Origin of the sequence: Motiliproteus sp. (assembly GCF_965230735.1) — a bacterium.
GTDB lineage: Bacteria > Pseudomonadota > Gammaproteobacteria > Pseudomonadales > Balneatricaceae > Motiliproteus.
Window position 1 is genome coordinate 776,362 of sequence record NZ_OZ246016.1, and the last position, 25,311, is coordinate 801,672.

A 25,311-nucleotide genomic window follows, 5' to 3' on the forward strand; every position below is an offset into this window, starting at 1 on the left:
AAAAACCCCAGCGGATCGCCCGATGGGGTTTTTGAAAGTCTTATTTGGTTGGTGTTAAACCGTGGTCAGCCAGCCGTGCTTGTCTTCGGCCTTGCCCCACTGAATATCGTTGAGAGTCTGGCGCAGTTTGACGGTGGTCGGGCCAACGCTGCCGCTGCCGACTTTCAACTCTTTACCCTGGTAGATCAGGGTGCCGACCGGGGCCAGTACCGCCGCTGTACCGGACAGAGCCGCTTCACAACCGGGCTTGGCGGCACGCTCGAGCAGCTCGTCGACGCTGAGCTGGCGTTCGGACACTTTCATTCCCAGGTCGCGGGCGATGGTCAGGATCGAGTCGCGGGTCACCCCGTGCAGGAAGCTTTCATCCAGTGCCTTGGTAATGATCTCGTCACCGTCGATCAGCAGGAAGTTGGCGGCGCCGGTCTCCTGGACATCGCCGCCGGGCGCGAACAGCACCTGATCGGCCTGGAACTCGGCCCGGGCATTCATGATCGGCTGCAGCGCGCTGGCGTAGTTGCCACCGCTCTTGACCATCCCCATGTGGGCGGCGCAACGCATGCCGTCGTCTTCGATCAGCAGCCGCAGGCAGGCATCGCCACCGGCGAAGTAGTCGCCAACCGGGGACAGCAGCACATACTGACAGGAGCTGGTGGACGGGGCCGCCGCCTTGCCGATCGCGGCTTCGGTACCGATATGGGTCGGGCGGATATACATCGAACCGGGAGCTGCCGGGACTTCGTCGGCGAAGTGGGCGACGACATCGGTGATCATCTTGGCGGTGGCGTCCGGATCGATCTCCGGCAGGGCCAGCAGGCGGCTGCTTTGAGCGAAACGGACGATATTACGGTCCATCCGGAAGATCTTGGTGGAGCCGTCTTCGTGTCGGAACGCTTTCAGGCCTTCGAAGCAAGTGCTGGAGTAGTGCAGCACGTGGGCACCGGGGTGTAGTTGAATACTGTCGCTGGAAACCATCTCGGCCTCGCTCCAGCTTGTTCCATCAAACCAGGAGATCGCCATTTTCGGCATGAAAACGGTACCAAATGCAGACATGTAGCTACCTCAATGCAAACTTTTATTCTTAAATGGAGCCACGTGGCTGAGTCGGAATAACCGGTTCGGTGAAGCAGTCTGGCCGGTGAAACTCGTGGGGCGGGAGCCGCCCGGTGGCGTATGGGTTTGATTGTAATCAGCCGCGTCGCAAAAGGGAATCACCGCTAACCGGTTAGCCGGCGTGATAGCCGTCCAGCAGCCGTTGCCAGTGGGCGCTGTGATCCTGGTTGGGAAATAGCTTGTTGAGCGAACGCAGCAGTCGGTCCAGGTTGCCCTGCTGCCAGCCGGGTTCGGATGGGCGCAGCCGACAACGGTCGAAATCGATCAGATAAACTTGCTGCTGGGTGTCGATCAGGATATTTCGCAGGTTCAGGTCGACGTGATCGAGCCCGGCGTGGTGGAAGCGGGCGATGGTGCGGCCGACCTCCTGCCAGGGAAAATCCCGCAGCGACTGCTGCAGCCGGTCGGCCATTGAGGCGACATCGGGTAGCCGTTCGGTGATCAGGTCGGCCTGATAGCTCAGGCCGCGGCGTACGATGGCGGCGGCCACTGGGCGGGGAACCGGCAGACCCCGGCTGCGAAGCTGGTGGGTCAGTTCGAATTCCTGGTAGGCGCGGGTCTGTTTCAGGCCACTCCAGAGATAGCGATCTTCGCTCAAGCGGGCCGCCATGCCGCCGCGCTTGTAGTGACGCCAGACCAGGTTCAGTTGCAGCTCCGGATGGCACAGAAAGTGGCTCTCACCCCGACCCGGTGCCGAGCCGAGCCAGCCGCCATTGCCGCGCCACCAGTTGAGATCGAACCATGATCGGTTAATATGCTCAACCAGTTCCGGTGCAACCAGCAGCGTAGCTCCAGCCTGTTGAATAACTTGGAAACCCATTCGTGAACCCCAGTGCTAACTCCAGTACGACCTGTGCCGATCAGACGTTGAAGATCTCGCCGTTGCTTGGTCGGGCACCGGAATCAATCTGTGTGCTGCGCCTTTCGGCGCTGGGCGATGTCTGCAATACCCTGCCGGCAGTTCGAGCGCTGCAGCGGCAGTGGCCCGATTGTCGCATAACCTGGATCGTAGGCAAGGTCGAAGCCATGATGCTGGACGGCATCGATGGGGTTGAGTTGCTGGTCTACGACAAACGCAGTGGTTTCAAGGGGATGCTTGAACTTCGAAAGCAGCTCAAAGGACGTCGCTTTGATCTGTTGCTTCATATGCAGGCGGCGCTGAGGGCCAGCCTGCTGTCACTGTGCATTCCGGCCAAAATACGCTTGGGGTTCGATGCCGAACGGGCCAAGGATAATCAGCGGTTGTTTACCAATCGCCAAATCGCCCCGAACCCCCGCAAGCATGTGCTCGACGGCTTTATGGATTTTATCCGTGCCTGCGGCGCCGACGCCGAGTCGCTGGAGTGGCGGATGCCGATTCCCGATCAAGATCGACAGCAAGCCCGCCGGTTGGTCGGTGAGCAGCGCTATCTGGTGATCAGCCCCTGCTCCAGCCAGCGGATTCGCAATTTCCGCAACTGGTCGGTCGAAGGCTATGCCGAGGTGATCGACCATGCCTGGCAACAACATGGCCTGCGAACGGTACTCAGCGGCGGGAACACCGAGTTGGAGCAGCACTACGGAGAGCGTCTGGGTGAGCTTTGCAGCGCGGCGCCGATTAATCTAATCGGTAAAACCTCCTTGAAGGAGCTGCTGGCGCTGATCGAAGGGGCTGAGCTGGTGTTGGGTCCGGATTCGGGACCGATGCACATGGGAACCGCCACCGGTACCCCTGCGCTGGGGCTCTATGCCAGCTCCAACCCGGATCGGACCGGTCCCTACCTGAGCCGACAGTGGGTGGTGAACGCCTACCCGGCGCAGGTTCATAAAGCGTTCGGCTGCGAGGTGGATTCGATCAGCTGGGGCAAACGGGTACGCGAACCCGATGTGATGGACAGTATTCAGGTTGCCGAGGTGACAGCGATGATGGACCGTCTACTGGCGGAGCGTTCCGCTTGAGTCGGTTGTTCTATCAGCTGCTACTGATTCTGGCGGCACCCTTGCTGTTGTGGATGGGGCGTAAGCAGGATCCGGTCCGTTGGCGTGAGCGCTTGGGGCGCTACCCGGGCGAGCTGCCACAGCGGCCGATCTGGCTCCATGCCGCCTCTTTCGGTGAGGCCAAGGCGGCCGGGGTGTTGATCGAGGCGGTACGCAACGCCGGTTATACCGGTCCCTGGCTAGTGACCACCACCACCGCCACCGGTGCCGAGGAGATCGGCAAGGCTCTCCGTCCTGGCGATCGTCATCTCTACGCGCCGCTGGACTCACGGGCGGTGGTCAAACGGGTACTGGAGCAGATCCAGCCGCAACTGCTGCTGGTGATGGAGGTCGAGATCTGGCCCAATCTCTGGGCTGAGTGTGCCCGGCAACAGATCCCTGTGGTGCTGGCCAATGCACGCTTATCCGAGTCCTCAATGCGAAGCTATCAGCGTTATCTCCCGGCGTTATGGCGCTCAACCCTGGCCAAGGCTAGTCTGATTCTGGCGCAGGATGGGGGTATCGCCACTCGTTTCTCAGCCCTTGGCGTTGCTGAACAGCGACTGCGGCTGGGGGGGAATCTCAAGTACGCGCAACCCCTGCCCTCTGATATTACCCGGCAAGGTGAAGCTATGCGCCAGATACTGGGGACTAAGCGACCGGTGTGGCTGGCGGCCAGCACCCACGACGGCGAAGAGTCGATCGCGCTGGAATGCCACCGACAGTTGCTGGCGCAGCAGCCTGATGCCTTGCTGGTGCTGGTGCCGCGTCACCCGCAGCGGTTTGAGACTGTGGCGCAACTGTGCCGACAGTCGGGATTCAATTGGCAACGGCGTAGTGATTCGAAGCAAGAGCCGGTGGCCGATGACTGCGAACTCTATCTGGCCGACAGCCTGGGCGAGCTGCTGCCGTTTTACGCCGCTGCTGATCTTTGCTGGGTAGCCGGCAGCTTTGTCGATGTTGGCGGACATAATATTTTGGAGCCCGCCGGTTGCGGCTGTCCGATGCTGGTTGGGCCCGATATGCGCAATTTTGAGACCATCAATCGCCAGTTTGTTGAAGCCGATGGTTTGATTCAGGTTGATGATCAAGCGGCGTTGGCCGAACAGGTGGTTCGGTTGATGCCAGATAGTGAAGCGAGAATCCGGATGGCCGAGTCGGCTCGGCAGCAATTGCAGGGCTATCAAGATGTTGCGCTAAAGCAAGCCGAAGCGGTACTGGACGCATTAAATCAGCCCGCGCCTTAGTCAAATCCGGTTCTATGATAGAATCACGCCCATTTACTCGGCCCAGCGGTAGGGGCCGGGCTATCTCATTCAGTTAATTGAGAAATCAGATTGAGAACCAATAGAGAACTGCTGGGTCGTCTGATGACCTATGTGCGGCCGCACTGGGGCAAATTTGTCATCGCGATCATTGCGATGGCGGTGGTGGCCAGTACCGAGCCGGCGGTGGCGGCGATGATGCAGCCGCTGATCGATGGAACCTTTATCGACAAGGATCCCGATGCCATTGTGATGGTACCGCTGACCTTCGTCGGGTTGTTTTTCGTCCGCGGAGTTGCCCGGGTCGTGGCGACGCTGGGGGTGACCTCGGTGGCAACCCGGGTGGTGATGCAGCTGCGGGTTGAGCTGTTCAGCCATATTCAGCAGCTGCCACAGTCCTATATGGATTCCAACACCACCGGCAAACTGTTGTCGAAGGTGACTTACGATGTCGAGCAGTTGTCATCGACCGCCAGTAAGGTCTGGCTGGTTTTGGTTCGTGATTCGCTGATTATCATCGGTCTGCTTGGCTACCTGTTCTACCTCAACTGGCGACTGGCGATGCTGATGCTGATCGCCGGGCCGGTTATTGCGGTGATCATCAAGCTGGTCAGCAAGACGATGCGCAAATCCAGTCGACTGCTGCAGGACAATATGGGCCAACTGACCCACCGGTTGGAAGAGAACCTGAAAGGGCATCGGCTGGTGAAACTGTTTCTGGCCGAATCCCAGGAAGAGACCAAGTTTTACGATGTGGTGAACCAGTTACGCCAGAATACCCTGAAGCTGGTAGTGATCGGTGCAGCCAACTCACCGGTGGTACAGTTTGTGATCGCCATCGCCCTGGCCAGCGTGATCTATTTCGCCGCCACGCTGGAGGGTGATTCGGCCATGACGCCGGGTGAGTTTGTCTCCTTCTTTACCGCGATGGGTATGCTGTTTGCCCCGATGCGTTCGCTGACCAGTGTCAACGAGCCGTTCCAGCGCGGCATGGCGGCGGCCGAGACCCTGTTTACCCTGCTGGACCATCCGACCGAATCGGACAGCGGCGATGAACTGAAGCAGCCGTTCAGCGGAAAGATCGAGATTCAGAATCTGAGTTTCCGCTATGCGCCCGAGCTGGATCCGGTTCTCAAAGGAGTCAGTGTCGGGTTGAATCCCGGTGAGACCTTGGCGTTGGTGGGAGGCTCCGGCAGCGGCAAATCGACCCTGACCCAGCTGTTGACCCGTTTCTACCAGCCCGAATCGGGCCAGATCCTGTTCGATGGAACGGATATCCAGACCCTGAAGCTCAGCTGCTTACGTAGCCAGATCGCCTATGTGGATCAGGATGTGTTCCTGTTCAATGAGAGCGTGGCCGATAACGTCGCCTTTGGTGATCCCGAGGGCGCCGATCTGGATCGGGTCCGCGAAGCGCTCAGGCATGCCCATGCCGAGGAGTTCGTCGACAAGATGGATGGCGGTATCCATGCCCAGATCGGTGAACAGGGTAGCCTGCTGTCCGGTGGTCAACGCCAACGGCTGGCCCTGGCCCGGGCCTTCTACAAGGATGCGCCGCTGCTGATCCTGGACGAAGCCACGTCGGCGCTGGATAACGAGTCCGAGCGTCAGGTACAGGCAGCACTGGAAGAGCTCTGTGAAGGTCGGACTACGATTATCATTGCTCACCGCTTGTCGACCATCGAGCATGCCGATCGAATTCTGGTGATGGACAAGGGTGAAGTGAAAGAGATGGGAACCCATCAGCAGTTGTTGGAAAAAGGCGGTATCTATCGCCAGCTGTACCGGGAGATGCACTGATGCGGATAAAGAATCCGACCCTCAAAGACCTGATTGGCCCCCGGTTTTGGTTGCTTTGGCTGGGGCTGGGGATCTTGCGGCTGTTGATCATGCTGCCGTTTCCGATGCAACTGGCGATCGGTCGGTTTGTTGGGCGACTGCTGTACCGTCTGGCACCGAAACGGGTCAAGGTCGCACGTCGCAATATCGAGCACTGTTTTCCTGAGCAGAGCGCCGAACAGCACGAAACGCTGACCCGGCAGCACTTTGAAGCTCTGGGTATCTCGTTGTTTGAAACCGGTCTGAGCTGGTGGGGCCGTGATCGTCAGATCGCACCCCTGCTAAAAGAGATCAATGGACTGGAGCACCTGCAGGCAGCCCAGGCTGAAGGCAAAGGGGTGATCCTGCTTTGCGCCCACTTTACCGATCTGGAGATCGCCTGCCGGATGCTGGTACCCCATGCCAGCTTCGCCGCGGTTTACCGGCAGATGAACAATCCGTTGCTGGAATATGTCACCGCGGCCGGTCGTAACCTTCACTCCGAAGAGGCGATTCCCAAGGACAATATCAAGCGCATGATCAAGCTACTGCGTAACGGACGCACGATCTGGTTCGCCTCGGATCAGAGCTATCGGCGTAAGAACAGTGAACTGATCAGCTTTTTCGGCCAACCGGCTCCGACCGCGATGGTGATTCCTTCGTTGGCGCGGATGGGAAAGGGGGTGGTGATTCCGTTTAATGTTGCCCGGATCGACGACGGTTACCGGATCGATATTCTTCCCGTCTGGGAGGCATACCCTTCCGGCGATGAAGTGGCCGATACCGAGCGCTACCACCGTACCATTGAGGATCAGGTCCGAAAGGTGCCGGAACAGTATCTGTGGGTGCACAAGCGGTTCAAGGGTGCACCAGGCTTCGAATACTGAGGAGTTTTCACCGATGAGTGCTGCCATCCCGACGCTGACGGTTATCGTGTTGACTAAGGACTCCGCCTCCTTTCTTCGACGTTGTTTGGCCAGCGCGGACTGGGCAGACGAGTTGTTGGTCTACGACAGCGGCAGTTCTGATGAGACGTTAGCGATTGCGGCTGAGTTCAATGCCAAGGTGGTGGTGGATGAAGATTGGCAGGGCTTTGGTCGTCAGCGCCAGAAGGCCCAGCAACAGGCTACCAGTGACTGGCTGTTCTGGCTCGACAGCGATGAAATTATCTCGGCCGAGCTGCGAGATTCGATCCGAGAAACCCTTCAAGAGGCACAACCTGATTACGCCTATCGCTGTGCCCGCCTAACCGACTATTTCGGTAGCTTTATCCGCCATGGTGGCTGGTACCCGGACTGGGTGGTGCGGCTGCATGATCGCCAGCGCTACCAGTACAACGATGCTCAGGTGCACGAATCGATCAGCTGTGACAAAGAACAGATCCGCACCCTCAACGGAGACCTGGAACACTACACCACCGAATCCTTCAGTGCTTACATGGCTAAGTCGGTCCGTTATGCCGATGACTGGGCACGGGACCGCCATGCCCGCGGCAAGAAGGTTTCCGTTGCTGGGGTGTTGTTACGCTCTGGCTGGATGTTTATCCGTAAATACCTGCTCCAACGCGGCTGTTTAGACGGCAAGCATGGACTGCTGCTGGCGGTACAGTCGAGTCACTACACCTTCAATAAGTACTTTGCCCTCTGGATCCTGAACCGTCGTCGTTAGATCCTAATAATCAGCGATTCTTACTGATCCATTTTTGCAGCCGCCACTGTCCTTCGATCCACTTTCCCGGTAGCAGTATGGCTCTTAAAAGGCCCTGCTTAAATTGATCGCTGGTGCCTGAAGGAATCTCCATCGATGGGTCACAGTAGCTGCGATATAGTCGTTGCCAGCCCAAGTGAGACAGGTAAGTGATGCGCCCGCTGAGACGGTTGGCTCGCTCATCATCCGCAAACTTGCTGTTCAGTCCCAGGCCGATAGTCTCGGGCTCGCCGACGACAAGGTTATTGGCATAACAGATATCGCTGATACGCTTTAACCGATCAGAGTATTCATGCAGGTGTTGGAGTTCGATGCTGGGATCGAATTTCTGCAAGGCGGCAAGCCAGAACTTCTGCGTGCAATCCGGTGGGAAGTAGGGGCTGCCCAAGCCTTGGACTTTCCCCAATCTGTCGGGATCGAGCTGATAATCCTCAAACAGAGCTAGATCCCAAAGTACCAGCAGGTCTTCGGTCAGACCAAAATAGAAGAAGTCGCAGGCGTGAAACACCACCGGCATCCCCTTGGCGTATTCGCGGGTAAAGGTGTTGTTGACCACCACCCGTTCTTTCAAGAACGCATACTCGGGGTGACGCTGGCTGAACTGCTGTTGCAGGGTCTTAAACTGATCCCCGACCAGGAAATTATCCGAGCGAAGCTTCATCGCATAGCGGTCTTGACCCGTTTCAACCCTTCCCGGGATGAGACGATCTGGCGATTGTTGTTGAGCTTGCCGGGGGTGCCATCGGCCAGATAGCGGTAGATATTGGGGCCGGGATCCTCACAGATGACGAGTTCATCGTAATCCAGCCCTTGCAGATTTTGATCTGGCCAGGTCGACAGAATGATGTGGGCGCCCGGCAGGTACTGCCGAATACTTTGGAGACTACGATAGGTGATCCCTTCGTCCATTGGGCGGTCGTCCCGCGCTTGGACCGGTCCTTGAACGACGACACTGATGTCTGCATTGTTGATCATGGTGTTTGCTTCAGTACCGCTTGGTATTCATCGGGAGTGCCGCAGAAGATCACTTCTTCGGGGTCAATGACCGAGTAACGGATATCCTTAGCATCACGAATGGCCAGGTTGTATATCGGGGCGATATAGAGCTCTCCCGCGTCCAGTCGATCGGTTTCGAACTGGCTGTACTCTTGATAGTAGTGGCGGTATAGCTCGGCGCTGGCCCAATGGTAAAGACCGGTGCAACAGAACTCCGAGATCTCCTGCTTTTCAGCGGTTCGGATTACCCGGTCGGAGCCCGGGGCCTGTGGCTCGATATTGCTCCAGTTCTTACCTGAACCGATAAAGGTTTCCAGATAGCCATCGGCTTGATCACAGAACCCGGGCTTGCGGTAGTTGGGGCGGAAGGTATCAATATTGAAGATATACAGCGGTTCGTCGGTCAGCCCATCCAGCCCCAACGCCACGGTTTCTGCCTGGCCGCCGGTGGGTTGATTCAGGATAACCAGCTGGTAATCGCGAATACCCAACCGTTTGGCCTCGGTCTCGACAAAGGCGGGAGTATCAAACTGATCTCTGACGATAAACAGGAAGGGGTCGGTGTCAAAATAAGCGCTGAAGCTGCATACCGAGTGGGCAAACAGACTCTGACCATGGGCGTCGAGCTTGTACTTGGGTTCGGTATAGCCGGCACTGAAAAAGCGCGACGACATTCCAGCCATCGGTATCACGAACATGGCTGTTCTCCTTGAAGTTCGGCGTAGAGACGATAGGCATTTGCCAGCATGGTCATCTGTCGTTCCGGCTGGTCATTGTGAAGCGGAAGCATCGACAGAAAAAGCTGGACTCCAATGGCTTGAACGCAATCTTGAAGTTGTGGCTGGTCGCTGAAGAAGACTTCATTAAAGGCTTGATTGATCCCCAGATGATAGGTTGCCGCATAGTCGCGTAACTCCAATCCGGAATCCGTCTGTTTGGCCTTGAGGCGGCCAGCAATGATCAGGTCATAGAGACCGTGCACGGAATGGTAAAGCTTGGCGTAGTCATAACGGCTGTCGCCATAGAGGGTCGGTCTGCCTTGCGCATCGATGCCCCTTGGGTCGATAACTTTGATCCGACGGGTGCGGAAGTCGTAGAGGATGTTGCTGAAGCAAAAGTCGCCATGAACGATCGCAACATTCTGCAGGGTTGCTGCCGGAATCCGCTCGCTACTCTGTTCGGCAATGTCACGAGGTGATGGATACAGGGTGCCATTGAGATGAATCGGCTTATCGATATCAACACCGCTGTGGATGGCGAACTGTTCCAACCTGTCCAGGGTTTTGGGTAGGTACAGTGAATCAATGTCAGTGGGATGAAGTTCACTGGACTCCGGCGAATAGGCTTTACAGCGGGCTAGGAAGCGGTGGCAGGATTGGAAGATTCGACGCCAGGAGGCCTTTGCCAGATGACCGAAGACGAACAGATCGCTGAGCGGGAGGTTGTAGAGGTACTCCAGCGAATAGCCGGCACGGTCACCGTCATTGAAACGGCTTAGCAGCTTGGGGCTGTAGATCTGGATATCATTGGGAAGAGCTTCAAACCAGTTCGCTTCACCTTCCATTTTGTCCACTTTGTGGCTGGATTTACGCGCGGTGCTGCGATTGATTTCCAGTGCATTGAAGCTGCGCTGAGTGGTAAAGGCGGCTCTCGAATTGAAGTAGGCGTTCAGATGGCCGAAATCGAACCAATCATTGGCCTGCACCAGGCTGATTTCAAGCTGTTCGTGGTATCGGTTGATCGCACCGATAAAATCGCCCCGTTGTTGGGTCAGATGGCGGACTAGCTTAAGAGAGGAAGAAAAACTGAAATAGCCGCTGGCGACGATATCGCCGTCAACAGCCAACTGCCAACTGCTCGTCCAGTAATTGCGCTGAATGCTGTTGGCTTAATGCACGACGGTAATATCCGGAGTTGGGAGAGATACTGACCAGATCGTTTCCTTTCGGAAGGTTCTGGAAAAGTGTGTCGCCGTGCAGAATCTGTAATTGAGAGTTTCCACACTGTGCCATATTCAGACAATAAAGCACCGACTCTCCCAAGCTCAGCCCCTCGGGCACGGTAATCAGCTTAACGCTATGCTCGGCAATGAATGCCTGTTCATAGTCGCTCAGTTCAAAACTCTCCGGAATCGACAGGTAGATATCATCAGAGAGGGGTTCTGCCAGAGCGATCTGGTATTCGTACAGACAGCGATTCCCCAGCGGTAGAAAGCTGGGAGGAAGGCACCCCAACTCGCTGGCAAACTCCTGGCTGATATAAGCCCCGGAAGTGATCAGGAACACTCAATTGCCCTCTTTCAAGCGCTGGGCTTCATCTGCGAGCAGCTTGTCGATTTGTACGGGCTCCAAGCTGGCAAACTCACTGGGTCGAATCGCTTTGTTATCAACGTAGAAACCTTCAAAGCCGCACCAGGGCTTGCCTACTTGAACCTCATCGTAGGGAACCCGATGCCGGTCAAGCCATTCCAGTATGGTCGGTAACGTATGTACATTGATCTTGCCGATGTCGCCTTGATACGTACGCATATTGCGGGCGGTGGCAATACAGATCTCGAACCCCTGTTCTTTGTAGTGGCGTAGCTTCTCGATAACCGCTAGGTTCGGCTCTTTGGACTCGTAAGGGCCGGGCTTGTCTATCGTCAGGGTGCCGTCCAGATCGATAACCAGTTTTTTCATGATGGTTCTTCTGCCTTAGCGATTAGATTCAAGAAGGTGCCGGAAAAATGCCCGCGTGTTGGCTACCGCCTGATCGACAGTGAAATGATCCGCTAATCGCTGTCGTGCGGCCTTGCCCATCTGATGTCGATCTTCAGGCGAATCGATCAGCCGTTTGATCGATTCTCCAAGTGCGGCACCGTCTCCGGGGGCAACCACTAGCCCCGATTCTCCACTGACGATTAACTCGGCACTGCCGCCGGTGTCCGTTACCACGCAGGGAAGGGCATAGGCCATCGCCTCGATCACGGTTTTGGGTAAACCTTCGCGTTTTAAGGAGGGCAGTACCGAGATATCACTGGCACTGACCAGGGCTGGAACGTCGTTACGGAAGCCCGCCAAGTGGATTCGTTCCCTGGCCGGGCTTTGTTTCACCTGGCTGGTAAATTCTTCAGCATCCATACCTCCGCCGACCAGTATCAAGTGGGCGTCGGTATCAATTTGGCCAAAGGCTTCAACCAGTAACGGCATCCCTTTACGTGGCCTGGCATTTGCGACGCAGATTACCTTGACGGCAGATCCGGGGATCCCGAACTCGGCCTCTAAATCTGCTGGCTTAACATCCTCGTACCAGCGCAGGTCGTGGCCTTTGTAGACGGTGACGACGTTAGATTCTGGTAGAAAAACTCGGGGTCGCAGGTCATCTCGAACGGCGTTAGCGACGCCGATAATGCCGTCGATGCGAGGGTTCAGGTGGGTTAGATAGCTGGCCGGATCATGGCGGTAGATATTACCGGTCTGGCCCCGGTAGTTGACGACCTTGACCGGTAGGCCAATGGCGGCCAGAGCACCGTTGACGATCGCCTTGTTATTGAACAGGTACAGAATATCGTAACTACCCTGCTTGAGCTCGTGTCGAATACGGCGAATGGCTGCCCAACTGAATTTTTTTTGTGGATGATAATCGATGACCCGAATGCCCTGTTCCTCAAAACGGGGAGCGTACTCGGATTGACCCTGGGTCATCAGGGTAAGGTCCACACCGGCTTTATGGAGGCCGATCAACATCTCGGCTTCCGGTCTGACACTGTTCCAAGTATCGGTATAGGAGCTGATAACCAGTACTTTCATCGATAGGGCTCTAGTTTTCCGGCAAAGTGTGCAAGTTTATCATCTGAACGCTGGATTCGCTGGGAGTTCGGTACCTGACGTGCTTTATCGTTATACTCGCGGGCAAGCCAAGGGGGACAAGCGTTTCATGCCCAAACTATTACATATCAATCTATCCAGTGCTTTTGGCGGTGGCGAGCGCCAAACGGCTAATCTAATCAGCTTCCTTAGCCGGCAGCCCGATATGGAGCAGATACTGATTACTCGGCCGGGCAACCCATTGGCTGAACTGGGCCAACAACATGGATGTCAGGTTATAGAAGCCAAGAATCAGCTGCAGCAGCATTTTTCACCGCTATGCCGAGGTGTGGATCTGGTGCACTGTCATGATGGCCGATCGGTCTACTGGGGGCTGTTGCATCGCTGGTTGAAGGGTACTCCTTATGTGATTAGCCGCAGAGTCGAGCACCCGATCAGTGCCAAGCGATCATCACGCTGGGCCTATCAGAATGCCGAGAAGATCATCTGCTTGAGCCGAGCAATCCGATCCCAGGTGGCTAAGGTGGCGCCGATCGATAAAACAGTGATCATTCCTTCGGCATGCTTTCCCGTTCCAAGCGATCCCGAGAAGTCGGCAGCGATTCGGGCATGCTATCCGGGTAAGCGGCTGATTGGCCAGATAGGGGCTCTGATCGATCTTAAAGGTCAGCGTTATACGCTTGAGGTGGCCAGGCAACTGCAACACAGCCATCCTGATGTTCACTTTCTGTTCTTGGGGTCTGGGCCAAATCTGGGATCGCTGAAACAACAGGCGGCGGGCTTGAGCAATGTGGAGTTTGTTGGGCAGGTCCAGAATGTTGGAGATTACCTGGCGTGCTTTGAACTGCTGTTGATGCCGTCACTGATGGAAGGGTTTGGTTCGACCATTCTCGAAGCCATGCATCATGGTGTCGCGGTGATCGCGTCTGAAGTGGGTGGAATTCCCGATATTATCCAAAACCAGTCCAATGGGTTGTTGGTACCGCCAGCTGACAGCCAGTCACTGGCGAATGCAGCAGTTTGCCTATTAGACCACCAGGCCGAGCGAGAGCAGATTGCCGAAAACGGCCGTCAGACGGTGGGTGCCTACCGCCCGGAAGTGGTCTTTAACCAGTGCTGGACGTTATACCAGAATCTGCTGGGCTGTTAGACGGCGTCCCATGCAAGCGCTTTTGATGACTCAAGCAACCGGCTAGGATGACCACCAGGGCTACCAAAAATACGGTAGTTATGTTGTGGCTTAACATCGCCTGCGTCAGGCCAAAATCAACATAGCCAAATACCAGTAACAAACCAGCGGTGGCCAACTGTAAGTCGACTGATCGCATCCGATAGAAGAAACGTAACAGTAGCGCGTAAAAGGCGAGCAGGGCTGCCAAACCGAACACTCCCAGCTCGGCCAGGGTTGTCAGCATTTCACTATGGGCATGACCATAGCCGATATTACGGGCAACCTGCTTTTGGCTAATCAGTTGCTTGACGCTGCTTCGATACTCTCCTTCGCCAACTCCGAATACGGGGGACTGTTGGAACATAATCCCAGCGGCACGCCACATCTCTAAGCGAGTGCCCGCTGAGCCCTCTACACTGCCTTCTTCCGATAGATAGCTGATCGTATCAGCTACAGCCTTATCAACTTTGTATTTGACCAGTTGATTATTTTGATAGACGCCCAAAGTCGCTATTAAAAAGCATGCATAGATACCGAAGCGTATGGGTTTAATTTCTATAGCTTCGCGAAGAATTAGCCACAGCATAACCGGGATTGCGATCCAACCCCCACGGGTTCCTGAAGTAATGGATCCCATCAATCCAAATCCAAAAGCAATAATCGCTAACATAATCAGCCATTTGCTCCGTGGATGGTCCGGTTTCGGCTTGATGCAGTAGGTCAACGACAGCACACCTAGTATTAGCGATAGATCACCAAAAGAAATCTTAGAGATATATCCATGAGCTACCACCAAGCCGAGCACATATTTTTGATAGTAACCAAAACATCCCGCCCCGATCGCACCGATAAAAAGTCCGGCATAGAGCCAGCTTTTTGAGGCGCCAAAGCGCCGGACGGCAAAGAAGATCGGTAGCACCAGCAAAAATCTGGAGGCAATATCGAAATCGGCCAGATCGCTGTTCTGGTGCACCAGCATGTTGATTAATACCGCCAGGGGGTAGATCGCCATGGCCACCAGCAGAAGCTTCTCGTCCTGCTCCAGCTTAATGCCCCGGTTATGGCGGGTCAGCAGCATGGCGATCGACAATAACAGCATTAGTAAGGCGACGGCACCGATCGATCGATCGACCACCAACAGCAGGGCGGTGAACAGCATTAGTGCCAGGTTAAAGCCTTGGGAGAGTACAGCGTGCATGACAACTTCTTCTGGATTACTTAATTCTGATTAGAGGGGATGCAGGCAAGGACCTGGTCCACGCTGACATCAACTAGCGAATGGTTCTCAGGCAGCTCCCGAATCGCTAGTAGGCTCTCATCTCCGCCCAGGTCGGCCCGCAGGATATCGGCATTGCGGGTAAGCGGTGGGGTGTATTCGGGGGTGGTGGTTCGGTAGATTGCGATCAGGTGGCAACCCACGGCGGCGGCGATGTGCATCAGGCCGGAGTCATTGCTGATCGCGTGTTGTGCCAGGGCTAGCAGGTCGACGGCGTCTTCGAGCTGGGTTTCGCCGCACAGGTTAAGCAGCTCGCAGTTGGCCTGTTGCTGAATCGCATCGGCAACCGCTCGATCTTTGGGTGAGCCTAGGCACCAGAGTTGATAGCCCTGCTTGGCCAATTGATCCGCTGCTTGTGCCCAGTACTCCGCCGGCCACTGTTTAGCAGGGCCGAACTCAGCCCCGGGCAGTAGAGCTACCACGGGTTTGCTCAGATCCAGCTGATGTTGATCGATCAACCGTTGCTGGTTCTTCTCATCGACGGTGAGTTGCGGATCGATGATCGTGGGTGGATCCAGGCTTGGCTTGTCTCCCAACGCGACCATCCGCTGTACGGCCAGCGGTAGGCGTTCCTTGTCGAGCAGGCGCATGTCGTTGATGACGCCGTAGCGCATCTCGCCACGAAACCCCCGGCGTTCGGGGACTTCGGCGATCCAAGGTAACAAGGCGGCTTTGAACGAGCGAGGAATCACGATGCTGTGGCTGTATTGACGTTTGACCAGCCCCAGCCCTAGTTGCCAGCGTTTCTTCAGCCCCAGCTCGCCGTGTTTAACATCCAGCGCGATGGCATTTTCCACCTCCGGCATTCTCGCCAGAATCGGTAATGACCAGCCCGGTGCCACCACATCGATGGTGCAGTTAGGCTGTTGCTGTTTCAGGTGTTTGAACAGACTTTGGCACATCACCATATCGCCGACCCAGGAGGGGCCGATGATCAGCCAGCGTTTTGACATGGTGGGTAATCCCGTGTGATCTGGAGTAGTTGGATGTTCACGCTTGATCGATCAGTCTCGATGCAGCCACTGCATATATTCGGCAACGCCTTGCTGTACGGTTTTAAACGGCTCGTCGTAGCCCAGGGCCCGTAGTTTGCTGATATCAGCCTGGGTGAAGCTCTGGTAGGAGCCCTTCAGGTGATCGGGAAACTCGATGAATTCGATCTGGCCCTTGCCGTGGTAGGCGATGACCGAATCGGCTACATCCTTGAACGACTGGCTGCGACCGGTACCGAGATTGAAGATCCCTGAGTGCTCCGGGTGGTCCATAAACCACAGATTGACGTTGACTACGTCGCCGACAAAAACAAAATCCCGTTTCTGACCACCAGCTTCGTAGCCATCGTAGGCACCGAACAGTTTCGGGTCTTCGCCGCGCTGGATCTGGCAGTGATTGTGGTAAGCCACACTGGCCATGCTACCTTTATGTTGCTCGCGGGGGCCGTAAACGTTGAAGTAGCGGAAGCCGACGACCTGCGAACTGGGCTGCTGAGGCAGAATCCGACGCACGTACTGGTCAAACTGCCACTTGGAATAGCCGTAGACGTTGATCGGTCCTTCGCAGGCCAGCTCTTCGCGGAAGATCTCGCCCTTACCATAGGTTGCCGCTGAAGAGGCGTACAGAAACGGAATCTCGCGCTCCAGGCAGTAGTGCAGCAACACTTTGGAGTACTCGTAGTTGTTCTCCACCATGTATTTGCCGTTCCACTCGGTGGTGGCAGAACAGGCACCTTCGTGAAAAACCGCCTCGATCGGCCCCAAGGCTTCCCCGGCTTTGATTCGGGCCAGGAAGTCGTCCTTGTCTAGATAGTCGCTGATCTGGCAGTCCTGTAGGTTCCAGAACTTATGCCCGTCGGTCAGGTCATCCACCACCAGAATGTCGGTGATACCCCGATCATTCAGGCCTTTGACGATGTTGCTGCCGATCATGCCGGCGCCGCCGGTTACGATAATCATGAACCTTGATTCTCCTCGGTGGTGCGGATCCGGCGGACGATATTGGTGGTGGAGCAGCCGTCCAGGAAGCCCAGGATGATCACTTCACCGCCGTTAAGGATCACCGCCTCGCCGCCGGCGACATCTTCGGCCTTGTAGTCGCCGCCTTTGACCAGGATATCCGGCAACAGCTCTTTGATCAGTTCGGCAGGAGTGTCATCGACCGAATCCTTGCCGAACGGCACCACCCAATCGACACTGCCGAGGCCGGACAGTACCGCCATCCGTTGCTCCAGCGGGTTGATCGGCCGCTCCGGCCCTTTCAGTCGCTCGACCGAGTCGTCGGAGTTGACGGCCACAATCAGCTTATCGCCCAGCGAACGGGCTTGTTCCAGATACTGCACGTGACCGGCGTGGAGGATGTCGAAGCAGCCGTTGGTCATCACCACCTTCTCGCCGCGGGCGCGGGCGGTCTGAATCTGTTTTTGCAATGCATGGACGCTGAGGATACCAGTCTCTTCGACCGCCTCGCCCAGTACCGCGCGGTTAAGCTCCTCGGCGCTCAGGGTAGCGGTTCCCAGCTTGGCGACCACGATGCCGGCGGCCAGGTTGGCCAGACGGGTGGCGTCTTCGATGGTTTCGCCGGCGGCCAGCGACGCGGCCAGGGTTCCGATCACCGTATCGCCGGCACCGGTGACATCGTAGACCTCTTGCGCCAGGGTCGGGATATGCAGTTCCTGATCAGATTGGATCAGGGCCATACCGCGTTCGCTGCGGGTCACCAGCAGGGCATCCAGCTCACAGGCCGTGCGTAAGTTGTGGGCTCGCTCAACCAGCTCGGTATCGTCCTGCCACCAGCCGACCACCGCGGCAAATTCTGACTCGTTGGGGGTAATCAGGGTGGCCCCGGTATAGCGGCTGAAGTCGGTACCTTTCGGGTCGACCAACACCTGCTTACCGGCGGCGCGGGCACGGGAGATCATCGCTCGGATCTCATCCAGACAGCCCTTGCCGTAATCGGAGAACACCACCGCGTCGCAGTCTCGCAGGCAGTGGTCAAAGCGGCTTAGCAGATGGGCGTGATCGTAATCTTCGAAACCGTCTTCAAAATCGAGTCGGATCAACTGCTGGTTGCGGCTCATGACCCGCAGCTTGGTGATGGTGTCCGAACCCTCGACCTCTTCGAACTCGCACTGAACACCGGCTTCATTGAGTTGTAACCGCAGACTATCGGCGGCTTCGTCTTTACCGACCAGCGATAGCAGGGTGGCATTGCCACCCAGGGCGACGATGTTCAGGGCAACGTTTCCGGCGCCGCCGGGGCGGCCTTCATGATCCTTGATATGGACCACCGGCACCGGTGCCTCCGGTGAAATTCGACCGGTCTGGCCGTGCCAGTAACGATCGAGCATCAGGTCGCCCACCACCAGAACGCGGGCGCTGGAAAAGTCCGGAGTAAAGAGCTGCATGGATTGGTCCGCTTAATTCGTTTCCATCGTTAAGCCAGATCGCTATCGATCTGCTCGCACAACCAGTGGCCGATAAAGATATGGGCTTCCTGAATACGGGCCGTCTCATCGCTGGGGACGGTTACCGAGATATCGGCCATTCCCGCTAATTTCCCACCGTCACGACCCAACAAGGTCGCCGATTTGATTCCCATGGCTTGGGCTTGTTCCACCGCTTTGATGATATTGCCGCTGTTGCCAGAGGTGCTGATGCCGATCACCAGATCACCCGGCTTGGCCAGCCCTTCGATCTGACGCGAGAACAGGGTTTCGAACTCGTAATCGTTGCTGTGGGCGGTGACCAGCGAACTGTCGGTGGTCAAGGCGATGGAACCCAGAGGTCCCCGTTCGGCCTTGTAGCGCACCATCAGCTCCGCCGCCAGATGCTGAGCATCGGCCGCGCTGCCGCCGTTACCCATCCACAACACCTTGCCGCCGCCGCGCAGACACTCGACCACGGCCTCGGCCAGCGCAACCACCTCGGGACCCAGAGACTGAACCCGCTCAAAGGTTTCCTGATGACGTTTGAGCGCACCTTCGAAACTTGAAATCACGCTAGGGACTCTCCGCAGACTGAAAAAAGGAGCCCAGTATACCAGAGCCCCCACAGGACTGTTAAAAACCTGAATTGCTTCTATGGGATATGCTTGACAGCGATAACTAAACCCGCTTAAATACGCGCCTCTTGCGCATCAGCGCCTGTGCCCGGATAGCTCAGTTGGTAGAGCAGAGGATTGAAAATCCTCGTGTCGGTGGTTCGATTCCGCCTCCGGGCACCATCTCTTTCAAAGGCTTGCAATCAAATGCAGGCCTTTGTTGTTTCTGGGTTTAGCACATGGCCATCGACCGCGAGTTGAAAGTTGAAAAAGTGCTACTCAGATCGTGGATTTTGTGCGACATTTCACGCCTCTCAACAGGCGCCTAGTCTGGCGTTATATTTTTCTTTGAGTTTCGCCCTTTCCTAGCGAAACCAAGCTCACGACGATCACTATCGACAGAGAGGTCGATGCTGTTTATTGGGGGTTTTATGCCTTGGAAAATCAATCCATAACTCACTGGAGTGCTGAGCAATCGGCACAACTCTACGGGATCAACGACTGGGGTTCTGACTACTTCGAATTGTCCGATCAGGGCGATGTTGTCGCTAAGGTGCCCGTCAACGACAAACTCGTTCGTCTTCCTTTGCCTGAAATACTCTCCGGCATTCGTCAACGGGGCTTACCGCTGCCGTTGATCCTGCGAATCGAGAACCTGCTCGACGCCCAGATTCAGAAGCTCAACGAAGCCTTTAAGCGGGCCATTGACAGCTCCGGCTATCAGGGGGCCTATCAGGGTGTGTTTCCGATCAAGGTCAATCAACAGGCCCAGGTGATCGATGAGATCGCTCACTTTGGCCAGCGCTACCGCCATGGTCTGGAAGCGGGCAGTAAGGCCGAATTAATCATCGCCTTATCAACACTGAAGGCCGATGGTCGCTTGATCGTCTGCAACGGCTACAAGGATCAAGAGTTTATCGACCTGGGGCTGCGTGCGCAGCGGCTGGGTTATCGCTGTCTGTTTGTGATCGAAACGCCGACCGAGCTGCCGATCATTATCGAGCGCAGCCATGCGCTGGGGATCCGGCCGCTGGTGGGGGTCCGGATCAAGCTGTCTTCCAAGGTCAGTGGGCTGTGGAACAAGACCAGCGGCGATCGCAGCATCTTCGGGCTGACCACCAACCAGCTGATCGAGGTGATCGATACCCTCAAGCAGCACCAGATGCTCGACTGCCTGCAGTTGCTGCACTACCACCTGGGCTCCCAGATCCCCAATATTCGCGAGATTCGCAACGGGGTGATGGAGGCGTGCCGTTACTATACCGACCTGGTCAAGGAAGGTGCCGCGATGGGCTTTCTCGACCTGGGCGGTGGCCTGGCGGTCGACTACACCGGTGCCAGCAGCAACCAGGAGCACTCCAAGAACTACAACCTCAACGAGTATTGCAGCGATATCGTCGAGGTGGTGATGAGCACCCTTGATGCCCAGGGCATCGAGCACCCCTGTATCGTCACTGAATCGGGACGGGCCACGGTCGCTTACTCCTCGATGCTGCTGTTCGATGTGCTGGAAGTGACCCAGTTTGAGCCGGTCGACAGCGCGCCGACCGTGCCTGAAGATTCCCACGAACTTATTCTGAACCTGCAGGACGTGCTCAAGGGGATCACCTCGAAGAACCTGCAAGCGAGCTACAACGACGCCCTCTATTACCGCGATGAGATCGGGGAGCTGTTCAAGCGCGGTCAGATCAGCCTGCGCGATCGCTCGGGGGCAGAGAACCTGTTCTTAGCGACGCTGCAGCGGATAGTCGCGCTGTTGAAACAGTCGGATCGGATTCCGCCGGATCTGGAAGGGTTGCGTGAATACCTGGCCGATATTTACTACGGCAATTTCAGCGTGTTCCAGTCGCTGCCCGATGTCTGGGCGATCGACCAGGTGTTCCCGGTGATGCCGATTCACCGCAACGACGAAGAACCGACCCGCGAGGCGATCATCGCCGATATCACCTGCGACTGTGACGGCAAGATCGATCGGTTTATCGACGCCAGCGAGATCCGCAACACTCTGCCATTACATCCGTTGCGTGAGGATGAGGATTACATCCTGGGAGTGTTCCTGGTCGGTGCGTATCAGGAAACCCTGGGGGATCTGCATAACCTGCTGGGCGATACCGCGGTGGCCAGTGTGCGGATCAATGAAGACGGAACCTTCGATGTGATGAAGGAGCTGGAGGGAGACAGCATCGCCGACGTGCTCAGCTATGTTGAATTTCAACCCAAGGCGTTGTTTGAAAACTTTCGCGCAACGGCGGAGCAGGCGGTCAGAGATAAAAAAATATCGCCCTCTGAACGGCGCGATGTGCTGCGTAGTTTCGATGAGAGTCTGCGCGGTTATACCTACTACGAAAAAACCAAATAATTTCAACACGTCGGTTGCGATTTGCTCGCAACCGGACCTTTTCATTCAGTGGGGAAAACCCCGGAGAATGTGGAGAAAAAACCATGTCTAAAGTACTTATTATCGGTGCCGGTGGTGTCAGCGGTGTGGTGGTTCACAAATGTGCGCAGTTGCCGGAGGTGTTCTCCGAGATCGTGCTGGCAAGCCGTACCAAATCAAAGTGTGACGCGATCGCTGCTCAGATCGATCGTCCGATCGAAACCGCCCAGGTCGATGCCGACAACGTGCCGGAACTGGTTGAACTGATCAATCGGGTCAAGCCGGAACTGGTGATCAACGTGGCTCTGCCGTATCAGGATCTGACGATCATGGACGCCTGTCTGGAGACCGGGGTTCACTATCTGGATACGGCCAACTACGAGCCGCTGGATACCGCCAAGTTCGAGTACCACTGGCAATGGGCTTATCAGGATCGTTTCAAGGAAGCGGGCCTGACCGCGCTGCTGGGTTCGGGCTTCGATCCCGGTGCCACCAACATGTTTACCGCCTATGTGGCCAAGCACTACTTCGACGAGATCCACACCCTGGATATCATCGACGTCAACGGCGGTGACCACGGCTACCCGTTCGCGACCAACTTCAACCCCGAGATCAATATCCGCGAAGTGACCGCCGAGTGTCGTCACTGGGAGAACGGAGAGTTTGTTGAAACGCCGGCGATGTCGACCAAGCAGGAGTTCACCTGCCCGGAGGAGGTCGGTACCTTCAATATCTACCGGATGTACCACGAGGAGCTGGAGTCGCTGACCAAGCACTACCCGACCCTGAAAAAGGCGCAGTTCTGGATGAGCTTCGGTGACAGCTACCTCAAGCATCTGGAAGTGCTGGGCAATGTCGGGATGACCGGTATCGAGCCGGTGGAGTACAACGGTCAGCAGATCGTGCCGATCCAGTTTCTGAAGTCGCTGCTGCCCGACCCGGCTTCACTGGGGCCGCGTACCGTCGGTAAGACCTGTATCGGTTGTTATGTCCGCGGTATCAAAGACGGACAGCCGAAAACCGTCTACATCTACAACACCTGCGATCACCAGGCCTGTTATCAGGAAGTGAAATCCCAGGCGATCTCCTACACCACCGGGGTGCCGGCGATGATCGGTGCCAAGATGATCCTGGAAGGTGGCTGGAAGCAGCCGGGGGTCTGGAACATGGAGCAGATGGATCCGGATAACTTTATGGCGGATATGAACCAGTACGGCCTGCCCTGGACCGTAATCGAAGACCCCGAGTTTGAGCTGATGCCCTAACGGCGTTGGCTCAAAGTCGGTGATGGTTGAGGAAAGCGCCCGTGACGATTAAATGCCAAACCTTCGAGGGCTTTGATCCCTCCCGTGTGCCATCGCCCTGCTTTGTCGTTGACGAAGCGGCGGTCGAGGCGAATCTGAAGCTGTTGCAGCAGCTTCAGCAACGCAGCGGCGCCAAGGTGCTGGCGGCCTTGAAGGCGTTTTCCTGCTGGCAGCTGGGTGAGCTGACGGCACGCTACCTATCCGGTAGTTGCGCCAGCGGTTTGCATGAAGCCAGGCTGGCGCGGGAGCACTATAGCGGCAGCGATGGAAGCGGCGAGGTACATGTCTATTCCGCCGCCTACAGCGAAGCCGATATGGTTGCACTGGTCGAGCTGGCCGATCATCTGGTGTTCAACTCGTTCGATCAGTGGCGCCGTTTCAAGCCGCTGATCGAGCAGGCCCAGCAGCATCGGCCGCAGCTGAAAGTCGGTCTGCGGATCAATCCCGAGCACTCCGAAGGCACGGTGGCGATCTATGATCCCTGTGCTCCCGGCTCGCGTCTGGGGATTCCGCTGGCGGCCTTCTCGGGTCAAGATCTGAGCGGCCTCAGCGGGTTGCATTTCCATACCCTGTGCGAGCAGGGCTTTGATGCGCTGGATCGCACCCTGGTGGCGGTCGAGCGCAAGTTCGGACACCTGTTGCCGCAGCTGGAGTGGATCAATTTCGGTGGTGGCCACTGGTTGACCGCACCCGGCTATGATCTGGATGGGTTGGTTGAGCGTATCCGAGACTTCTCTCGACGGTACGATCTTCAGGTCTATCTGGAGCCGGGGGAGGCGATCGCGATCCATACCGGGGTGCTGGTTGGCGAGGTGCTGGACGTGGCGCAGACCGATCGCCAGCATGCGTTGTTGGACGTATCGGCCACCTGCCATATGCCCGATACCCTGGAGATGCCCTACCGTGCCGATATCTTTACGGCCGGTGAGGCGGACGCCAAGCCCCATACCTATGAGCTCGGCGGGCCCAGCTGTCTAGCCGGTGATCGGATCGGTCAGTACAGCTTTGATCGACCGCTGAGGGTCGGGCAACGGTTGCTGTTTGATGATATGGCACACTATACGATGGTGAAGACGACCACCTTCAACGGGGTGAAACTGCCGGCCATTGCGATCTGGAACTCGGATACGGACGAGCTACGGGTGGTGCGCGAGTTTGGTTATCAGGACTTCAAGACGAGGTTGTCCTGAGCGGGTCGATGGACCCGGCAACGGAGGTAATGATGGATAATTTTGATCAATTGGTGGCGCCCGAGTATCCGATCTTTCTGGGCTCCGAGATCGAGCAGCCCAGTCCGCAGGAGGCGCGCTTCCATATCCTGCCGGTTCCCTACGAAGACAGTGTCTCTTACGGCGGCGGTACCGCCAATGGCCCCAAATCGATCCTGCAGGCGTCCTGGCAGCTGGAGACTTGGGATGGTCAGTCCAACCCCAGCGAGCTGGGAATCTATACCCATCAGCCGATCAACTGTCATGGGGAAGCGCAGGCAGTGATCGGCCGGATCGCCGCGCTGACCTACGAGATCGCCAAATTGGGCAAGATGCCGGTTGCCCTGGGGGGAGAACATTCGGTGACCTGGGGGGTGATCAAAGGATTACTGGACGCCGGTATTGACGATTTCGGAGTGGTCCAGATCGATGCCCATGCCGATCTGCGCGATGCCTATGAGGGTAACCCCTACAGTCATGCCAGTGTGATGAAGCGGATCGTCGACCAGGGGGTGCCGCTGTTCCAGTTGGGTATCAGGGCCTTCTGCGACGAGGAGCGCCAGACTCGAGAACAGTTTGGGGTCCATTATCTGGATGCGGATCAGTTGGTTCCGCAGCAGATCAATCAGATCGAACTGCCCAGCGATTTTCCCAGCCGGGTGTTCTTCACCGTCGATGTCGATGGCCTTGATCCCAGCGTATTTCCCTCAACCGGAACGCCGGTTCCCGGAGGGTTGGGTTGGTACCAGACCCTGAGTCTGTTCGAATCGGTCGCCAGGCAGCGCCAGATCATCGGTTTCGATGTTATGGAACATGCGCCTATTCCCGGTTTTCATGCCTATGATTTCGCCGCCTCGATGCTGGTCTACAAACTGATGGGAATTGTGCAGCGGACCCAACCTGCGCCTGTTTGAGCAGTTCTTGGATCGGGACTCTGTTGGTAATCCGTTTCGCTAGGGTCGAACGGTATTCGGCTTGATGCTGAGCGGTTAGCTGCTTAGGATGAGCCGAGTTTCAATTAATGAGGAAAATCTGATGGTCGATAAGCGGGAGATTCGTAAGGACCGGTACTTGAAGTTGATGACTAAGACCGGGATTCCGCTGGCGATCATCAGTGTGCTGAGTCTTTGGGCCGGACGCTATTTTGGCTCGCCGGGACTGGGGATGCTGTTCTTTATCACCTGCCCGTTGGCGATGGCGATTGGCCTGGCCTACAACATCCGTTACGTGATGCTGGCGGTGCGCAAGCAGCGTGAGGCGAAGGAAAAAGAGGAGCGGTAAG

23 protein-coding genes, 1 tRNA gene and 1 pseudogene are annotated in these 25,311 nt (G+C 56.6%); 12 read left to right on the forward strand and 13 right to left on the reverse strand.

Going from position 1 to position 25,311, the window contains the following annotated elements; all coding sequences use genetic code 11:
- Positions 1–54 precede the first annotated feature (54 nt).
- Together ACO05M_RS03710 and ACO05M_RS03715 are read right to left on the reverse strand one after the other, a co-directional pair.
- Positions 55–1,050, reverse strand: a complete 996-nt coding sequence (locus ACO05M_RS03710) for a branched-chain amino acid aminotransferase (RefSeq protein WP_421867934.1) — start codon at positions 1,048–1,050, stop codon at positions 55–57.
- A 172-nt stretch (positions 1,051–1,222) separates the two neighbouring features.
- A complete protein-coding gene (locus ACO05M_RS03715) occupies positions 1,223–1,930 on the reverse strand; it encodes a 3-deoxy-D-manno-octulosonic acid kinase (RefSeq protein ID WP_421867936.1) in 708 nt (235 codons plus the stop codon).
- A gap of 2 nt (positions 1,931–1,932) precedes the next feature.
- Between ACO05M_RS03715 and ACO05M_RS03720 the strand changes: the two genes are divergently transcribed.
- From ACO05M_RS03720 to ACO05M_RS03740, 5 genes are all read left to right on the forward strand, one after another.
- Complete coding sequence (locus tag ACO05M_RS03720; protein WP_421867940.1) at positions 1,933–3,048, forward strand: glycosyltransferase family 9 protein; 1,116 nt, start codon at positions 1,933–1,935, stop codon at positions 3,046–3,048.
- On the forward strand, positions 3,045–4,313 hold the full coding sequence (locus ACO05M_RS03725) for a 3-deoxy-D-manno-octulosonic acid transferase (protein WP_421867943.1): 1,269 nt from the start codon (positions 3,045–3,047) through the stop codon (positions 4,311–4,313). Before ACO05M_RS03720 ends, ACO05M_RS03725 begins: the two co-directional genes overlap by 4 nt.
- Before the next feature lie 90 nt (positions 4,314–4,403).
- A complete protein-coding gene (gene msbA / locus ACO05M_RS03730; RefSeq protein WP_421867946.1) occupies positions 4,404–6,131 on the forward strand; it encodes a lipid A export permease/ATP-binding protein MsbA in 1,728 nt (575 codons plus the stop codon).
- Positions 6,131–7,036: an LpxL/LpxP family Kdo(2)-lipid IV(A) lauroyl/palmitoleoyl acyltransferase gene (gene lpxL, locus ACO05M_RS03735; RefSeq protein WP_421867949.1), complete on the forward strand. Its 906-nt coding sequence runs from the start codon at positions 6,131–6,133 to the stop codon at positions 7,034–7,036. The genes msbA and lpxL overlap by 1 nt, the downstream gene beginning before the upstream one ends.
- 13 nt (positions 7,037–7,049) lie before the next feature.
- Positions 7,050–7,817: a glycosyltransferase family 2 protein gene (locus tag ACO05M_RS03740; RefSeq protein WP_421867952.1), complete on the forward strand. Its 768-nt coding sequence runs from the start codon at positions 7,050–7,052 to the stop codon at positions 7,815–7,817.
- A gap of 10 nt (positions 7,818–7,827) precedes the next feature.
- Here the strand turns inward: ACO05M_RS03740 and ACO05M_RS03745 are convergent.
- The 6 genes and pseudogenes from ACO05M_RS03745 to ACO05M_RS03770 all read right to left on the reverse strand — a co-directional run bounded on the left by ACO05M_RS03745 (position 7,828) and on the right by ACO05M_RS03770 (position 12,640).
- Positions 7,828–8,831, reverse strand: a pseudogene (locus ACO05M_RS03745) (WavE lipopolysaccharide synthesis family protein).
- Positions 8,828–9,550, reverse strand: coding sequence for a hypothetical protein (locus tag ACO05M_RS03750; RefSeq protein ID WP_421867954.1), 723 nt, complete (start codon positions 9,548–9,550; stop codon positions 8,828–8,830). Before ACO05M_RS03750 ends, ACO05M_RS03745 begins: the two are co-directional and overlap by 4 nt.
- A complete protein-coding gene (locus ACO05M_RS03755; RefSeq protein WP_421867957.1) occupies positions 9,541–10,698 on the reverse strand; it encodes a phosphotransferase in 1,158 nt (385 codons plus the stop codon). The genes ACO05M_RS03750 and ACO05M_RS03755 overlap by 10 nt, the downstream gene beginning before the upstream one ends.
- A complete protein-coding gene (locus ACO05M_RS03760) occupies positions 10,688–11,137 on the reverse strand; it encodes a hypothetical protein (protein ID WP_421867960.1) in 450 nt (149 codons plus the stop codon). Before ACO05M_RS03760 ends, ACO05M_RS03755 begins: the two co-directional genes overlap by 11 nt.
- Positions 11,138–11,530, reverse strand: a complete 393-nt coding sequence (locus ACO05M_RS03765) for an HAD hydrolase family protein (RefSeq protein ID WP_421867962.1) — start codon at positions 11,528–11,530, stop codon at positions 11,138–11,140.
- Positions 11,531–11,545: 15 nt separating this feature from the next.
- Complete coding sequence (locus tag ACO05M_RS03770) at positions 11,546–12,640, reverse strand: glycosyltransferase (protein ID WP_421867964.1); 1,095 nt, start codon at positions 12,638–12,640, stop codon at positions 11,546–11,548.
- A gap of 127 nt (positions 12,641–12,767) precedes the next feature.
- On the opposite strand from ACO05M_RS03770, the gene ACO05M_RS03775 reads away from it, so the two are divergent.
- Positions 12,768–13,808, forward strand: coding sequence for a glycosyltransferase family 4 protein (locus ACO05M_RS03775; RefSeq protein ID WP_421867966.1), 1,041 nt, complete (start codon positions 12,768–12,770; stop codon positions 13,806–13,808).
- On the opposite strand, the gene ACO05M_RS03780 is transcribed toward ACO05M_RS03775, so the two are convergent.
- The 5 genes from ACO05M_RS03780 to ACO05M_RS03800 are packed head-to-tail and all read right to left on the reverse strand — an operon-like array spanning position 13,765 to position 19,098.
- Positions 13,765–15,027, reverse strand: a complete 1,263-nt coding sequence (locus tag ACO05M_RS03780; protein WP_421867970.1) for an O-antigen ligase family protein — start codon at positions 15,025–15,027, stop codon at positions 13,765–13,767. The two genes, ACO05M_RS03775 and ACO05M_RS03780, sit on opposite strands and share 44 nt — an antisense overlap.
- A gap of 20 nt (positions 15,028–15,047) precedes the next feature.
- A complete protein-coding gene (waaF, locus tag ACO05M_RS03785; protein WP_421867973.1) occupies positions 15,048–16,058 on the reverse strand; it encodes a lipopolysaccharide heptosyltransferase II in 1,011 nt (336 codons plus the stop codon).
- A gap of 51 nt (positions 16,059–16,109) precedes the next feature.
- Complete coding sequence (gene rfaD / locus ACO05M_RS03790; protein ID WP_421867976.1) at positions 16,110–17,057, reverse strand: ADP-glyceromanno-heptose 6-epimerase; 948 nt, start codon at positions 17,055–17,057, stop codon at positions 16,110–16,112.
- On the reverse strand, positions 17,054–18,505 hold the full coding sequence (hldE, locus tag ACO05M_RS03795; RefSeq protein ID WP_421867978.1) for a bifunctional D-glycero-beta-D-manno-heptose-7-phosphate kinase/D-glycero-beta-D-manno-heptose 1-phosphate adenylyltransferase HldE: 1,452 nt from the start codon (positions 18,503–18,505) through the stop codon (positions 17,054–17,056). Before hldE ends, rfaD begins: the two co-directional genes overlap by 4 nt.
- 29 nt (positions 18,506–18,534) lie before the next feature.
- Entirely contained in the window at positions 18,535–19,098 is a 564-nt protein-coding gene (locus ACO05M_RS03800; RefSeq protein WP_421867981.1) for a D-sedoheptulose-7-phosphate isomerase, read from the reverse strand.
- A gap of 149 nt (positions 19,099–19,247) precedes the next feature.
- Here ACO05M_RS03800 and ACO05M_RS03805 point away from each other — a divergent pair.
- The 6 genes from ACO05M_RS03805 (at position 19,248) to ACO05M_RS03830 (ending at position 25,310) form a co-directional block, all read left to right on the forward strand.
- Positions 19,248–19,323 (forward strand) — tRNA-Phe (locus ACO05M_RS03805).
- A 253-nt stretch (positions 19,324–19,576) separates the two neighbouring features.
- Positions 19,577–21,499 carry a biosynthetic arginine decarboxylase gene (gene speA / locus ACO05M_RS03810; protein ID WP_421867984.1) on the forward strand — a complete coding sequence of 641 codons (1,923 nt, stop codon included), beginning with the start codon at positions 19,577–19,579 and terminating at the stop codon, positions 21,497–21,499.
- A gap of 83 nt (positions 21,500–21,582) precedes the next feature.
- Positions 21,583–22,782, forward strand: a complete 1,200-nt coding sequence (locus ACO05M_RS03815; RefSeq protein WP_421867987.1) for a saccharopine dehydrogenase family protein — start codon at positions 21,583–21,585, stop codon at positions 22,780–22,782.
- A 41-nt stretch (positions 22,783–22,823) separates the two neighbouring features.
- The gene (gene nspC, locus ACO05M_RS03820) at positions 22,824–24,011 is read left to right on the forward strand and encodes a carboxynorspermidine decarboxylase (protein ID WP_421867989.1); all 1,188 of its coding nucleotides are present in this window, start codon (positions 22,824–22,826) and stop codon (positions 24,009–24,011) included.
- Positions 24,012–24,019: 8 nt separating this feature from the next.
- Complete coding sequence (speB, locus tag ACO05M_RS03825; RefSeq protein ID WP_421867992.1) at positions 24,020–24,943, forward strand: agmatinase; 924 nt, start codon at positions 24,020–24,022, stop codon at positions 24,941–24,943.
- Positions 24,944–25,064: 121 nt separating this feature from the next.
- Positions 25,065–25,310: a hypothetical protein gene (locus ACO05M_RS03830; protein WP_421867995.1), complete on the forward strand. Its 246-nt coding sequence runs from the start codon at positions 25,065–25,067 to the stop codon at positions 25,308–25,310.
- The last annotated feature ends 1 nt before the right edge of the window (position 25,311 follow it).